Below are 13,092 nucleotides of genomic sequence, written 5' to 3'. Positions count from 1 at the left end.
ACGCCAAGCAGGAGGTATGCTTCAGAGTCATGCTGCTCTGAACAGTATGGTCCAGCGCATGGTTTGCTTCGCGGAGCGCGTGACTTGCAATCTGCACAGACTTCAAGATTGTGGGGATATGTCGAGGTCCCACCAGACAAGAAGATTTGAAGCATGGCAGAGTTGACGGTTGTGTTTGGTGCCGGAGGTATCGGCCTTGCCATTGCCCGGCGCATAAGCAGCGGGCGCCATGTCGTCGTCGCGAACCTGACGCAAGAAGCGGCAGACGAATCAGCGCACAATTTGGCTCTAGCTGGATTTGAGGTAACAGCCTTGGCTGCTGACATCGCCAACCGCAGCATGGTTGAAGCTGTGGCGTTGAAGGCCCAGAAGATCGGTCCGATAAAGGCGCTGATTCAGGCGGCAGGCGTTTCGCCTTCACAAGCGCCGATTCATAGAATTCTGGAAGTCGATATGTACGGGACTGCCGTCGTGCTGGAGACTTTCGGCGCGATCATGGCGCAGGGCGGCTCCGGTATCGTGATTTCTTCCCAATCTGGCTACCGCATGCCGGCCCTCACTGCAGAGCAGGATGCACTGCTGGCAACCGCGCCGTCGGAGGACTTGCTTGATCTCGATTTCGTGAAAGGGGCGCGCGACACGCTGCACGCCTATCAATTGGCGAAGCGCTGTAACTCGCTTCGTGTTCGGGGCGAAGCTGTCAAATGGGCGCGTCAAGGTGCTCGGGTCAACGCAATCAGTCCGGGCATCATCGTGACCCCCCTCGCTCATGACGAGCTTCACGGTGAGCGGGCCGCCTTCTATCAAGCCATGCTTGCGGAGATGCCCGCTGGGCGCGCGGGCACGCCGGACGAGATAGCGGCGCTGGCTGCGCACATCATGGGGCCTGACGGCGGCTTCATAACCGGGAGTGACTTTCTGATAGATGGTGGTGCCACGGCAAACCATTTCTTTGGTGCCGAAGCATGACCTATTCTTACCGGCGAAGCCGCCTCAAATGGGTGCCACTGCCCGTTTGAATTGGACGGGTTGGGAGGGCGACCATTTCCCCTGCAGCCACCTGTCCTACAAAATCTCCTGCACCTTTTCCTTCGGACGGCACAGACGGACGCCCTTGTCCGTCTCCACCAGCGGGCGCTCGATCAGCTTGGGCTCGGCGGCCATGGCGGCCAGCACCGTGGCGTCATCGGCTGACGGTAGCCCGCGTTCCTCGGCGTAGGTGCCGCGCAGGCGCAGACCTTGTTGCGGGGTCAATCCGGCATCGCGGTAGAGCTGGGCGAGCTTTTCGGCGGTGGGCGGGGTCTTGAGGTATTCGATCACCGTTACCTGCGCGCCTGCGTCCTGCAGCATTGCCAGCGTGTTGCGCGAGGTGCCGCAATTGGGGTTGTGCCAGATCGTCGCCTTCATCGGTGCCTCCTGCATGTGCGTTGCTGCGTCTCATAGCCCGGCGGTCCGGGGCCGCAATAACGCGTTTGAGACCGGCGCTTTGACCTAGGTCAATGTTATTGCGAAAAATTCGCAAAAATTGGCTTGCAAGTGCGATTGAGTCGCAATAGTTCGCCTCTTGCGAATGATTATCGCAAACACGTGATCGTTAAGGGGACTACCGTGAATCGTCTTTCCAGCCTGCTGCTTGCCGGAACCATGCTGATGCCGACCGCTGCCTTTGCGGAGGATCTGGTGCCTGCCGACGCCGCGCTGGAGGCCGAGAACACCAACACCGTGATCGTCGTGACCGGCACGGCCGACGGCTATCGCCCGGTCGATGCCAATGCGGTGAAGACGCCGACCCCGCTGGTCAACGTGCCCCAGACCATCACCGTGCTGACGCGCGAACAGCTTGACGATCAGGGCATAACCCAGCTGGGCGATGCGCTGCGCTATGTTCCGGGCGTGGTGCTCGGCCAGGGAGAAGGCCATCGCGACCAGATCAACCTGCGCGGCCAGAACACCACTGCCGACTTCTACCTCGATGGCCTGCGCGACGACACGCAGTACTATCGCTCGCTCTACAACATCGAGCGTGTCGAAGTGCTCAAGGGCGCCAACGCGCTTCTGTTCGGCCGTGGCGGCGGTGGCGGCGTGGTCAACCGCGTCAGCAAGACGCCCGACCTTGACCGGACCAAGGGCGAGGCCAGCGCCAATGTCGACAGCTTCGGCGCCTTTGCTCTTGCTGCCGACTGGAACCAGCCCTTCACCGAAACCGTCGGCGCGCGCTTCAACGGCACGTACGAGGAATTCGACAACCACCGCCAGGACTTCGAGGGGCGCTTCATCGGCGTGAACCCGACCATGGCCTTCCAGCCGGGCGAGAAGACCCGCATCGAACTGTCCTACAATTACGACGACGACCGCCGCACCACCGACCGCGGCGTGCCTTCGGTAAACGGCAAGCCGCTGACCGGCTATGACGATACCTTCTTCGGCCGCTCGGACGTCAACATTGCAACGGTCGTCGCGCATATCGCGCAGGCTCGCCTCGATCACGAACTGGCCGATGGCCTGAGCTTCAACGTGCTGGGCCAGTACACCCACACCGACAAGTATTACGGCAACGTCTTTGCCGGAAGCGCGGTGAATTCCGCCAACCAGCTGACGCTCTCGGGCTATTCGAGCGCGAACGTGCGCGAAAGCTGGGTCGGGCAGACCAACCTCGTCTGGGAAGGCCAGACCGGCGGCATTGGCCACACGGTGCTGGCGGGCCTCGAAGTTTCGAGCCAAGACACCTCGAGCCTGCGTTCCGACCCGATATTTGCCGGGTCTACCACCGTAACGCTGGCCAAGCGCCTGACGATTCCGGCGGTCACCTTCGCTGCCCCCAGCCGCTCGACCTTCAGCCGCGTCGATACCTGGTCAGCCTACTTCCAGGACCAGATCGAGTTGGCCTCGTTCCTGCAGGTCGTGGCGGGCGTGCGCTTCGATGAATTCCGCATCAGCGCCGACAACCGCATCAATTCGACCACGGCGGCCCGCACCGACCGCAGATGGTCGCCGCGCTTTGGCGTGATCCTCAAGCCGCAGGAGAATGTCAGCTTCTACGGCAGCTTCACCCGCACCTTCCTGCCGCAATCGGGTGACCAGTTCGGCTCGCTCGACGCGACGCAGGCGACGCTGGCGCCAGAGCAGTTCGAGAATCTTGAGGCGGGCGTGAAGTGGGACATCAATCCGGGCCTCGCCTTTACCGCTGCTGTCTATCAGTTGGACCGCGAGAACTCGCGCTTCAACAACCCGGTCACCGGCTTACCCGAACTGTCGGGCAAGACCCGCGCCAAGGGCGTGGAACTCTCGCTCGCAGGCCGCGTGCTGCCGCAGCTGCAGGTGAGCCTTGGCTACACGCTGCAAGACGGCGAAGTGCGTTCGGCCACCACCTCGGCCCCGGCCGGGCGCAAGCTCTCGCAGCTGCCGCGCCATCAGGCCTCTGCCTGGGGCCGCTATGACGTGACCGAGAAGCTCGGCCTCGGCCTTGGCGTGACGCACCAGTCGAAGAGCTTCACCACCATCAGCAATGCGGTGACGCTGCCTGCGTTCACGCGCGTCGATGCAGCGGTGTTCTACGACCTGTCAGACCGCATCTCGCTGCAGCTCAATGTCGAGAACCTGACCGACACCGACTACTTCCCCGCCGCGCACACCGACAACAACATCTCCACCGGCGAGCCGATCAATGCCCGCCTGACAGTACGCGCGAAGTTCTGACCCCCCGGGCGCCCTCTCCTTCCCCCCAATCCCTCGGGAGGGGGCGCCACCCTGCTATCCCGCCCCCGGCGCAACGATCGCAGGCGGTGGCGCGGCGCTGATCGTCTCTTCACCCCGCATCACGCGAGCCGCGCGCTGGATCGCGCGGGTGAGGCGCGGATAGACGCCACAACGGCAGATGTTGGTGATCGCCCGGGCGATGTCCTCATCGGTCGGACTGGCGTTGGTCGTCAGCAGCGCGGCGGCAGCCATGACGATGCCCGGCGTGCAGAAGCCACACTGGATCGCCTGCTCCGCCACCAGCGCCTGCTGCACAGGGTGCGAACGATCGCCCGAAAGCCCCTCGATCGTGGTGACGTTGCGCCCCTCGGCCTCGCCCAGCGAGAGCGTGCAGCTCGGCATTGCCTGTCCATCGACGATAACCATGCAGGCACCGCATTCGCCGGTGCCGCAGCCATACTTGGTGCCGGTGAGGTTCGCCGCATCGCGCAGCGCCCAGAGCAGCGGCGTGTCGTCCTCAAGACGGTACTGCACGGGCTGGTTGTTGACGGTGAGGCGGGCCATGGCCGTGGCTTAGCCCGCCGTTGCCGCTTCAATCAATCCCGCCAGCTGCGGTCGATCCGGTCGATCCGGCGGGTCCATGCGGCAAAGTCCGCCTCGCCGACGCGGCCACCGGCGCTGACCTGACCCAGATCGCGCTGGTGGACCTTGATCACTTCCTCGGGAACATGGATCGCCGGGCGGCCCATCGAAAGCGTTGCCAGCTGGATTTCGCAGGCGCGCTGAAGGCTCCATTGCGTGATGAACATCTGCGGCAGGGTCTGGGCGAGGACCACGGGACCGTGGTTCTTGAGCATGAGGATGCGCTTGTCGCCAAGGTTTGCCAGCAGCCGCTCGCCCTCTTCGGCGCGCACCGTCACGCCTTCGAAATCGTGATAGGCGAGCTGGCCGATGAAGTTGCAGGCGTAGAAGTTGATCGGCATCAGCCCTTCTTCAAGGCTGCACACTGCCATCGTCTCGGTCGTGTGGACGTGCGCGATGGCGTGGGCCCAGGGCAGATGGCGGTGGAAATAGGCGTGCTGGGTAAAGCCCGCCTGATTAACAGGATAAGGGCTGGCATCGAGCTTGTTGCCGTCGATGTCGATCTTGACGAGGTTCGAGGCGGTCACCTCGCTGTAGAGAAGACCGAAGGGATTGATCAGGAACGCGCCCTCTTCATCCGGGACCTTCAACGAGATGTGGTTGTAGATCGATTCCGACCAGCCAAGGTGATCGTAGATGCGGTAGCAGGCAGCCAGTTCCTGCCGGGCCTGCCATTCGGCATCGCTGCATTCGATGTTCGGCCTGATCAGGCTAGCCATGGTGCTCTCCGGCTCATATCTGGTTGTTATGTGCAACTTGTATCGCATGACCAGCAACGTGCAAGCCATCGCGCAGATGTTCGCGCCCGTGGCCAACGCGCAGGTCAATCTACCTGCGTTTGCCGAAATCTACCCGGATGCCGAGGCGCCGGTGCTGATTGCCCGTGGGCCTGCGCGCAGGCTTGGCACGATGCGCTGGGGCTGGCCGCCGTTTGGTGAGATCAAACGCCCGGTGACCAACATCCGCAATCTTGTCTCACCGATGTGGCGCGCGGCGCTCGAAGATCCGAACCGGCGCTGCATCGTGCCGGTAACCGCATTCTCGGAGTGGTCGCAAACACCGGACCCTGCCACGGGCCGCAAGCGCAAGCACTGGTTCGCGCTGAAGGATCAGGACCTGTTCGCCTTCGCCGGGCTGTGGCGGCCGACAGCGGAAGGCCCGCGCTTTGCCTTCCTTACGTGCGAGGCCAATGGCGTGGTCGGGCGGGTGCATCCCAAGGCAATGCCGGTGATCCTCGGCACGGCAGAGGCTGCGCACGAATGGCTCACCGCGCAGGGCGATGCCGCGCCTGCGATGCAGCGTCCCTTCCCCGACGATGCGATGATGGAAATCGAGGTTGAGGAGGTGGCGTCCACTTCCGCTCCCGCGCCCCCGCGCAAGCCAGAGCAGCCCAGCCTGTTCTGACCGCTACTTGAGATCATCCTCCCATCGGCGCAGCACGCGGCGCTCGACCGCGCGGAACAGCGCGTCGAGGTCGTCCGGCGCGACATCGAGCCTTTCGTCCCAGTCCGCCAGCACCGCATCGAGATCCTCGCGATCATAGGTGACCGTGCGCATGGGCGCCGGCGAAGGCGGGACCGCCGTGAGATGAGGCCAGGGGTGACCTGTCGCGGCGTTGTAGATCCAGCCAATGCCCGCAATGCCGATCACGTTGAGCGCCAGCGGGGCAAACGGGCCTGGCAAATGTGCGGCCGGCGCAATTCCATACATCGCGCCGAGAATTGCTGCTGCTCCCCCGGGCGGATGGGTGCAGCGTGCAAGCGCCATGGCCGCAATCGCAAAGCCGACAGCAAGGCTGACAGCCACTGGCGCGCCAACCCCGCCCATGGCGCAGAGCTTGCCGACCGCCATGCCAACCGCAACGGAAATGAGGTTGCCTCCGACGACCGGCCATGGCTGCGCCAGAGGGCTGGCCGGCACCGCGAAAACGAGAACTGCCGATGCTCCCACTGGCGCCATGATCCAGGGCAGGCCTTCAGACGATGGGACAAGATGGCCGAGCAGGGCGGCAAGTGCGATGCCCAGCACTGCGCCAAGCGCTCCGCGCTGCCATCCGGTACGAAACCGGTCGAGCCTCACGGCCACCGTTGCAAACTCATTGCCTGCCCTCTCCTTGTCGCCCGGTCCATGCCGGTCTAACCAAAGGTCATGCAAGCCTTTGATTTCAGAAAGCCGCTTTCGGCCGCGAACCTTCCTGAAGCACGGGCGCGGATTGCCGCCGTGGTGGGGGCAATACTTCTCAGCATCGTGGCCGTGCTGTTCGCGCGTGCAGGCGAATGGGCGCAGACGCTTTTCTCGGTCATGTACCGCGCCGCCCCGCTCAGCCCGCTGGTGCTGACGCCACTGGTCTTTGCAATCGTGGTCTGGGCAACGCGGCGCTGGTTTCCGGCTGCGCGCGGATCAGGCATTCCGCAGGTCATGGCCGCTGGCCACAATCCTGCCGTTGCAGCTCAGGGCCCGCTGGTTTCGATGAAAAGCGCTTTAGGCAAGCTTCTTGGAACAACCACACTGCTGCTGGTGGGAGGATCGGCGGGGCGCGAAGGCCCGACCGTGCAGGTAAGCGCAGCGCTGATGGTGACAGTGCACCGCTGGCTGCGCGTTCCGGTGACCGCGGGCGTGATCATTGCAGGCGGCGCTGCAGGCGTGGCGGCAGCGTTCAACACACCTCTGGCAGGCGTAGCATTCGCGATCGAGGAACTGGCCTCGGCCTTCGAACAACGGCTGGCCGTGCTGGTCATGGCGGTGGTGATGATCGCGGGCGTGGTCAGCCTCGGCCTTTCGGGCGACTACGTCTACTTCGGCGCGATGGCCCAGCGGCTGCCTTTGAGCGATCTGTTCGTGCTGGCACCGCTGGCAGGACTTGTCGGCGGTGTTGCCGGGGGGCTGTTTTCACGCGCGCTGATCGGAATGGCATTTTCGCAAAACGCCGTGCTGGGGCGGGTTCGCGCCCATCCGATCCTGCTCGCCACCGGATGCGGGCTTGTGGTGGCACTGACCGGACTAGCGACCAATGGATCGAGCTGGGGCACCGGCTATGACACGACCAAGCTGCTGCTGGCAGGCGGCGATGCTTCGCTCCTGTTCGGCCCCGGAAAGTTCGTCTCCACCCTTGCCACGGCCCTGAGCGGCGCGCCGGGCGGCATCTTCGCGCCATCGCTTTCGGTCGGCGCGGGCGTCGGACAGTTGCTGGCGGCAGGCTATGCCGAGATCGGGCCGGGAGATGCTCCCGGTGCGATCGTGGTGCTTGGCATGATCGGCTATTTTACCGGCGTGGTCCGTGCGCCGCTGACTGCATCGATCATCATCATGGAAATGACGGCGGATCGGACCATGGTCCTGCCGCTGTTTGCCACCGCCCTGATTGCCGACTGGGCGAGTGCCAAGGTGTGCAAGCCCAAGCTTTACCACACGCTGGCCAGGCAGTTCGCCCCGGCTCAATAGGTTGGCGCAAAAAAAGGGGCTGGCCTGAAAGCCAACCCCTTGATTGTGCCTTTCCCGCCTTCGGTCGATGTGGGCAGCACTCCGACCAAACGCCTGATCAGGACTTGGCGGACGCGCCCTCGCAAGTGGCGAGGACAGCAAAAACCCCGGCATGTACATCAGCCGTGTCCAGGGTTGGCGAAAGCACCATCCGATCGGTCCCGGCGCGTGCCGTCAATTCGGCCAGGGCGGAGTCCGCCTCGTCCGCGCGAATCTCGTACAGGGCAAGATATTGATAGGGCGCAGGCTTGAAGTTCGGCGGGTCGATGAAGCGGAACCGCTGCGCCGCGACAAAACCCGGTACATCGAGCACATCGGGAATGTGACGATCATTGTACCAGGCATTGAAGGCATCATCGTCGCCCGGCGTGCAGTTGGTCATGACGATAAAAAGCACCCTGTCCTGCCCGATCGCATCTTCGCCGTGGGGCGAACGAACCCGATCCGTGAGCGCGAGGCCGGTCGTCAACCTGACGGTGTCGCGGTCCAGAGCATCAGCCCCGCTCATGTCCCAGACGCCAGCACCTACGTTCTGCATCGTCTCGGCCAGTACAGGCAAAGGATCGCCAGCCGTCCAGTAGCAGGCGGCCTTGTTCCACCGCTCCGTTCCTTGCGGATTGGCCAGCCGGGTGTATTCACCGCGCACAGTGCCCTGAATGCCGCTGACATCTTTCACGTGATGCCGAACATACCAGTCAATATGTTCCTGCTCCCGACCCGGCTTCGAATTCTGCATGACCAGAATGATACCTTTGGCCCCCGTCATCGTGCCCCTCCTCGTGATTATGGCCTGCTGCGAATTCCAGTGTTGACGCGATTGGCGCCCCGCTGACGGCTACGGCACCGTAAGCCGGAGAGCAACCCGTCGCCAGTGGCGCAGGAACGTCAGCGGCAGATGACTTCCAGTCCGTCAATGACGGTCTGGGAACAGCAAAGCGAAGGAACCTTGGAGCACCGCTTCCTGCAAACGTGCTGCACACGAAAAAAGCGGGGTTGCCCCCGCTTTTCTCTTGATCGTGCTGGCCTTCTGGAAAGGCCAAAGCAAGGCTCGCGTCAGCGCTTCGAGAACTGGAAGCTCTTGCGGGCCTTGGCCTTGCCGTACTTCTTACGTTCGACGACGCGCGGGTCGCGGGTAAGGAAGCCGGCAGCCTTCACGGCGCTGCGCAGTTCGGGTTCGAACTTCGACAGGGCCTGGGCGATGCCGTGCTTGACCGCGCCGGCCTGGCCCGAAAGGCCACCGCCCTTGACGGTGCAGACGATGTCGTACTGGCCTTCGCGACCGGCAACTTCGAACGGCTGGTTGATCACCAGACGCAGGGTCGGACGGGCGAAGTACACTTCCTGATCGCGGCCGTTGACGGTGACCTTGCCCGAGCCGGGCTTGAGCCACACGCGGGCCACGGCGTCCTTGCGGCGGCCGGTGGCATACGAACGGCCCTGGGCGTCAACTTCGCGCGGACGGATCACGGCAGCGGGGCCGGTGCGGACAGGAGCGACAACTTCGCCAGCTTCAGCCGGAGCAGCAGCGGCAACCGGAGCAGCAGCCGTCAGATCCTTGAGATCAGCGAGGCTGGAGACGGTGTTTTCGGTTTCGGCCATGATTATGCACCCACCTTGTTCTTGCGGTTCATCGAGGCGACGTCGAGCGTCTCCGGCTGGGTGCCGCCATGCGGGTGCTCGGCACCGGCATAGAGGTGAAGGGCGCGCATCTGCGCACGGCCGAGCGGGCCGCGCGGGATCATGCGCTCAACCGCCTTTTCAAGCACGCGCTCGGGGAAGCGACCACCGAGGACCTTGTCCGCAGTGACTTCCTTGATGCCGCCGGCATAACCGGTGTGCTTGTAGTAGGTCTTGTTCTTCAGCTTGTTGCCGGTGAGACGGACCTTGTCGGCGTTGATCACGACAACGTGATCGCCGCAATCGACGTGCGGGGTGAAGCTCGGCTTGTGCTTGCCGCGCAGATGGTTGGCGATGACGACGGCGAGACGGCCGACCACCAGACCTTCGGCATCAATAAGATGCCACTTCTTTTCCACCTCGGCCGGCTTGATCGACCGGGTGACCTTGCTGAGAGCCTTCATGGCTACGGGTTCCCTGGATTTCAGTGCGTCGATCCGGGCGGGAATCCGCTTCTTCACGACGAAGGAAGCGCGCCTTTGTTGCAAATGCTCGCCAGAGTCAAGCAAACTGCGGGTTTTCGAAGAGGTAAAATAATACCTCTATACTTCAAGAGGCCCGCAATCCGCCTCCAGCCAGCCGAGCGTGGCTGCGCCAGCAGCATCGCAGCGCCAGCCTGAAATCGCGGGCGCGTCGTAAGGGTGCAACGCCTCGAGCCGTGCCACTGCCGGTTCCAGCAGATCGGCGCGGGTCTTGAAGAGGACGGCGACCTCACGACCCTCGCCCCGCTCGCCGTTCCAGCGGTAGAGCGAGCGGATGGCGGGGAGGATGTTGGCGCAGGCGATCAGGCGTTCGTCGAGCAGCTGACCTGCTACCGCCTCGGCGCTTTCCGCGTCACCGAAGGGGCACCAGATCAGCGCGGCGCTCATCGCGAGCCCTGTCCAGGGCGTCCAAGGATGTGGGCGCACCATACTGTCGTCGCCACAAGCAGCGCGCCGACGAGCTGGTGCAGCACGCCGAGCCAGAGAGCGACGCCGCTCCATACGGTGAGGATGCCGAGCAGGACCTGCGTGCCGAACACCGAGTGGAGGACGACCGAGGCCTTGCGGTCCACCTTGCGCAGCCGCCGCGCGACGACCACCAGCACAGCGACCACCGCCCAGGCCCACCAGCGGTGGATGAAGTGGACGAGAAACGGATCGGACAGCAGCGCGTGGCCAGCTCCCAGCGCCCAGTCCACGCCATCGGGATAAAGGCTGCCCTGCATCAGCGGCCAGGCGTCCCAGTTGAACCAGCCACCGCCCGCCGACGTGCCCGCCCGCAGGCCCGCCACCAGTGCGCCATAGAACAGCTGCAGGACAAGCATGACAAGCGCAAGCAGCCCGATCCCGCGCAGGCGCGAGCGCTCCTCGCCCTTGCCCAGCGCAATCAGGTCGAGCGCGGTCCAGACAAGGCCTGCCAGCGTGAACAGCGCGACCAGCAGGTGCGTGGCGAGGCGGAAATGGCTGACCTTGACGTCGTTGACGATGCCGGACTTTACCATCCACCAGCCAACCGCACCCTGCAGCGCGCCCAGTGCCAGCAGCGCAAGCAGGCGCGGCTTGTATCCTTGCGGGATGCGGCCCTTGATCCAGAACCACGCCAAGGGTGCGGCAAAGACCAGGCCGATGGTGCGGGCGAGCAGGCGGTGGACCCACTCCCAGAAGAAGATGAACTTGTAGGTTGAAAGCGTCATCCCCGCCGGTCCGTTGACCAGTTGGTACTGCGGGGTGGCGCGATAGGCGTCGAATTCAGCCTGCCACTGCGCCTCGGTGATCGGGGGAAGCGTGCCGCTGACCGGCTTCCATTCGGTGATCGAGACGCCCGATTCGGTGAGGCGGGTGATGCCGCCGACCACGACGATGGCGAGGACCATGAAGGCGACGATGAACAGCCAGCGCGACAGCGCGGTGGCATCGTTTCGCAGCTTGGGCGTGACGCTGATGCTCATGGGGCCCGCCACTGCTCCTGCCCTTGGGAATCTGCAAGAGGCATTGTGGGACAGGGACAATGGCGGGCCCTTGAATGAATCTGCAACGCGCCCTTGCCGGATGATACAGTATAACATATATGCTTTGGCGATGAGTGATGCCCTGCTTGCCTTGCGTGCCCGGCTCGACCGGATCGGCGTGCTCCTTTCGGGGCTGTGCCTGATTCACTGCGTGGCCGGGCTGTTCTTGGTCGGAATGCTGGGCGTTGGTGGCAGCGTGCTGCTGAACCCCGACATTCACCGTTGGGGCCTCGCCTTCGCGCTGGTGATCGGCGCCGCGACGATCGGCATCGGCGCGTTGCGGCATGGGCGCTTGTTGCCGCTTGCCATTGGCGGCACGGGCCTTGCGCTGATGGGCGGCGCGGTGGCGGTGGGCCATGGCGACGCCGAAGTGGTGCTGACGGTCTGCGGCGTGCTGCTGGTGGCAACCGCGCACATCATCAACATGCGGCATTCACACTAAGGCCGTACTTGCACCCTGCCCTCGCGCCGCTAAAGCGGGCCGCATGACTGCACTGCTCTCCCTCACCGTCAACGGCGAACCCCGCCGCGCCGCACCCGGATCGGTTGCCGATCTGGTGCGCAGCCTCGAACTGGAGCCGACCAAGGTCGCGGTCGAGCGCAATGGCGAGATTGTGCCGCGCTCCACGCTCGCCGATGTGGCGATTGCCGAGGGGGACGTGCTGGAAATCGTGCATTTCGTAGGTGGAGGACAAAGCGACGTGACGGAAACTGATGATACGTGGACCGTTGCCGGACGCACCTTCCGCTCGCGCCTGATAGTGGGCACGGGCAAGTACAAGGACTTCGAACAGAACGCCGCCGCCGTCGAAGCCTCTGGCGCTGAGATCGTTACCGTAGCGGTCCGCCGGGTAAACGTGTCGGACCCCAAGGCGCCGATGCTGACCGACTATATCGACCCCAAGAAGATCACCTACCTGCCCAACACCGCAGGCTGCTTTGACGCCGAGAGCGCGATCCGCACGCTGCGCCTGGCGCGAGAGGCAGGCGGCTGGGACTTGGTGAAGCTGGAAGTACTGGGCGAAGCGCGCACGCTCTATCCCAACATGATCGAGACGATCCGCGCCACCGAAGTGCTGGCCAAGGAAGGCTTCCTGCCGATGGTCTACTGCGTGGACGATCCGATCGCGGCCAAGCAGCTTGAGGATGCGGGTGCGGTGGCTGTCATGCCGCTGGGTGCACCGATCGGCTCTGGCCTCGGCATCCAGAATCAGGTGACGGTGCGCCTCATCGTCGAAGGCGCCAAGGTGCCGGTGCTGGTCGATGCGGGCGTGGGCACTGCGTCCGAAGCGGCGGTGGCGATGGAGCTGGGCTGCGACGGCGTGCTGATGAACACCGCCATCGCCGAGGCCAAGGACCCGATCCGCATGGCCCGCGCGATGAAGCTTGCCGTGCAGGCCGGGCGCGATGCCTACCTTGCTGGCCGCATGCAGCGCCGCAAGTATGCCGATCCGTCCAGCCCTCTCGCCGGGCTGATCTGAAGGCAGCCGTTGCGCGGGGTGCCCACCTTGCTGCGACTAACTTCACTGCGTTCAGTAAGTCTCGCGACCCTCCCGCCTGCGGGAGGGTGCAAACGCCACCTTCTTACCCCCCTCCCGCAAGCGGGA

15 protein-coding genes are annotated in these 13,092 nt (G+C 64.1%); 6 read left to right on the top strand and 9 right to left on the bottom strand.

Features of this window, described 5'->3' with window-relative positions; all coding sequences use genetic code 11:
- Window positions 1-153: 153 nt before the first annotated feature.
- The gene (locus tag IQ25_RS09175; protein ID WP_144904968.1) at window positions 154-969 is read left to right on the top strand and encodes an SDR family oxidoreductase; all 816 of its coding nucleotides are present in this window, start codon (window positions 154-156) and stop codon (window positions 967-969) included.
- Between the two features lie 96 nt (window positions 970-1,065).
- Here IQ25_RS09175 and arsC read toward each other — a convergent pair whose 3' ends face one another.
- Entirely contained in the window at window positions 1,066-1,407 is a 342-nt protein-coding gene (arsC, locus tag IQ25_RS09170) for an arsenate reductase (glutaredoxin) (RefSeq protein WP_144904966.1), read from the bottom strand.
- 201 nt (window positions 1,408-1,608) lie between these two features.
- Here arsC and IQ25_RS09165 point away from each other — a divergent pair, with 201 nt between their 5' ends.
- Window positions 1,609-3,696: a TonB-dependent receptor gene (locus IQ25_RS09165; protein ID WP_258536994.1), complete on the top strand. Its 2,088-nt coding sequence runs from the start codon at window positions 1,609-1,611 to the stop codon at window positions 3,694-3,696.
- Window positions 3,697-3,750: 54 nt separating this feature from the next.
- On the opposite strand, the gene IQ25_RS09160 is transcribed toward IQ25_RS09165, so the two are convergent.
- On the bottom strand, window positions 3,751-4,260 hold the full coding sequence (locus IQ25_RS09160; protein WP_144904963.1) for a (2Fe-2S)-binding protein: 510 nt from the start codon (window positions 4,258-4,260) through the stop codon (window positions 3,751-3,753).
- Window positions 4,261-4,292: 32 nt separating this feature from the next.
- On the bottom strand, window positions 4,293-5,057 hold the full coding sequence (locus tag IQ25_RS09155; protein ID WP_144904961.1) for a class II aldolase/adducin family protein: 765 nt from the start codon (window positions 5,055-5,057) through the stop codon (window positions 4,293-4,295).
- Between IQ25_RS09155 and IQ25_RS09150 the strand changes: the two genes are divergently transcribed.
- Window positions 5,032-5,742 carry an SOS response-associated peptidase gene (locus IQ25_RS09150; RefSeq protein WP_338113536.1) on the top strand — a complete coding sequence of 237 codons (711 nt, stop codon included), beginning with the start codon at window positions 5,032-5,034 and terminating at the stop codon, window positions 5,740-5,742. The genes IQ25_RS09155 and IQ25_RS09150 overlap by 26 nt on opposite strands.
- A gap of 3 nt (window positions 5,743-5,745) precedes the next feature.
- Here the strand turns inward: IQ25_RS09150 and IQ25_RS09145 are convergent, their stop codons facing one another.
- Window positions 5,746-6,423: an HPP family protein gene (locus IQ25_RS09145; RefSeq protein WP_144904959.1), complete on the bottom strand. Its 678-nt coding sequence runs from the start codon at window positions 6,421-6,423 to the stop codon at window positions 5,746-5,748.
- 63 nt (window positions 6,424-6,486) lie between these two features.
- Between IQ25_RS09145 and IQ25_RS09140 the strand changes: the two genes are divergently transcribed.
- Complete coding sequence (locus tag IQ25_RS09140) at window positions 6,487-7,779, top strand: chloride channel protein (RefSeq protein WP_144904957.1); 1,293 nt, start codon at window positions 6,487-6,489, stop codon at window positions 7,777-7,779.
- Window positions 7,780-7,876: 97 nt separating this feature from the next.
- Here IQ25_RS09140 and IQ25_RS09135 read toward each other — a convergent pair whose 3' ends face one another.
- From IQ25_RS09135 to IQ25_RS09115, 5 genes are all read right to left on the bottom strand, one after another.
- Complete coding sequence (locus tag IQ25_RS09135) at window positions 7,877-8,584, bottom strand: DUF4286 family protein (RefSeq protein WP_144904955.1); 708 nt, start codon at window positions 8,582-8,584, stop codon at window positions 7,877-7,879.
- Window positions 8,585-8,871: 287 nt separating this feature from the next.
- On the bottom strand, window positions 8,872-9,417 hold the full coding sequence (gene rpsI, locus IQ25_RS09130) for a 30S ribosomal protein S9 (protein WP_144904953.1): 546 nt from the start codon (window positions 9,415-9,417) through the stop codon (window positions 8,872-8,874).
- Between the two features lie 2 nt (window positions 9,418-9,419).
- The gene (gene rplM / locus IQ25_RS09125; RefSeq protein WP_144904951.1) at window positions 9,420-9,899 is read right to left on the bottom strand and encodes a 50S ribosomal protein L13; all 480 of its coding nucleotides are present in this window, start codon (window positions 9,897-9,899) and stop codon (window positions 9,420-9,422) included.
- A 138-nt stretch (window positions 9,900-10,037) separates the two neighbouring features.
- Window positions 10,038-10,364 (bottom strand): divalent-cation tolerance protein CutA, encoded by a 327-nt coding sequence (cutA, locus tag IQ25_RS09120; RefSeq protein WP_144904949.1) that lies wholly within the window; start codon window positions 10,362-10,364, stop codon window positions 10,038-10,040.
- On the bottom strand, window positions 10,361-11,425 hold the full coding sequence (locus IQ25_RS09115) for a COX15/CtaA family protein (RefSeq protein ID WP_144904947.1): 1,065 nt from the start codon (window positions 11,423-11,425) through the stop codon (window positions 10,361-10,363). Before IQ25_RS09115 ends, cutA begins: the two co-directional genes overlap by 4 nt.
- A gap of 130 nt (window positions 11,426-11,555) precedes the next feature.
- On the opposite strand from IQ25_RS09115, the gene IQ25_RS09110 reads away from it, so the two are divergent.
- Window positions 11,556-11,927: a MerC domain-containing protein gene (locus IQ25_RS09110; RefSeq protein WP_144904945.1), complete on the top strand. Its 372-nt coding sequence runs from the start codon at window positions 11,556-11,558 to the stop codon at window positions 11,925-11,927.
- Between the two features lie 43 nt (window positions 11,928-11,970).
- Complete coding sequence (gene thiS, locus IQ25_RS09105; protein WP_144904943.1) at window positions 11,971-12,966, top strand: sulfur carrier protein ThiS; 996 nt, start codon at window positions 11,971-11,973, stop codon at window positions 12,964-12,966.
- Window positions 12,967-13,092: the final 126 nt, after the last annotated feature.

Source organism: Novosphingobium taihuense, assembly GCF_007830315.1.
Lineage (GTDB): Bacteria > Pseudomonadota > Alphaproteobacteria > Sphingomonadales > Sphingomonadaceae > Novosphingobium > Novosphingobium taihuense.
This window is presented reverse-complemented; position numbering and strand designations above follow the sequence as displayed.

Coding starts and splice junctions, on each gene's coding strand:
- IQ25_RS09175 (WP_144904968.1), top strand. CDS start 154: ATGGCAGAGTTGACGGTTGTGTTTGGTGCCGGAGGTATCGGCCTTGCC.
- arsC (WP_144904966.1), bottom strand. CDS start 1,407: ATGAAGGCGACGATCTGGCACAACCCCAATTGCGGCACCTCGCGCAAC.
- IQ25_RS09160 (WP_144904963.1), bottom strand. CDS start 4,260: ATGGCCCGCCTCACCGTCAACAACCAGCCCGTGCAGTACCGTCTTGAG.
- IQ25_RS09150 (WP_338113536.1), top strand. CDS start 5,032: ATGTTCGGCCTGATCAGGCTAGCCATGGTGCTCTCCGGCTCATATCTG.
- IQ25_RS09155 (WP_144904961.1), bottom strand. CDS start 5,057: ATGGCTAGCCTGATCAGGCCGAACATCGAATGCAGCGATGCCGAATGG.
- IQ25_RS09140 (WP_144904957.1), top strand. CDS start 6,487: ATGCAAGCCTTTGATTTCAGAAAGCCGCTTTCGGCCGCGAACCTTCCT.
- IQ25_RS09135 (WP_144904955.1), bottom strand. CDS start 8,584: ATGACGGGGGCCAAAGGTATCATTCTGGTCATGCAGAATTCGAAGCCG.
- rpsI (WP_144904953.1), bottom strand. CDS start 9,417: ATGGCCGAAACCGAAAACACCGTCTCCAGCCTCGCTGATCTCAAGGAT.
- rplM (WP_144904951.1), bottom strand. CDS start 9,899: ATGAAGGCTCTCAGCAAGGTCACCCGGTCGATCAAGCCGGCCGAGGTG.
- cutA (WP_144904949.1), bottom strand. CDS start 10,364: ATGAGCGCCGCGCTGATCTGGTGCCCCTTCGGTGACGCGGAAAGCGCC.
- IQ25_RS09115 (WP_144904947.1), bottom strand. CDS start 11,425: ATGAGCATCAGCGTCACGCCCAAGCTGCGAAACGATGCCACCGCGCTG.
- IQ25_RS09110 (WP_144904945.1), top strand. CDS start 11,556: ATGAGTGATGCCCTGCTTGCCTTGCGTGCCCGGCTCGACCGGATCGGC.
- thiS (WP_144904943.1), top strand. CDS start 11,971: ATGACTGCACTGCTCTCCCTCACCGTCAACGGCGAACCCCGCCGCGCC.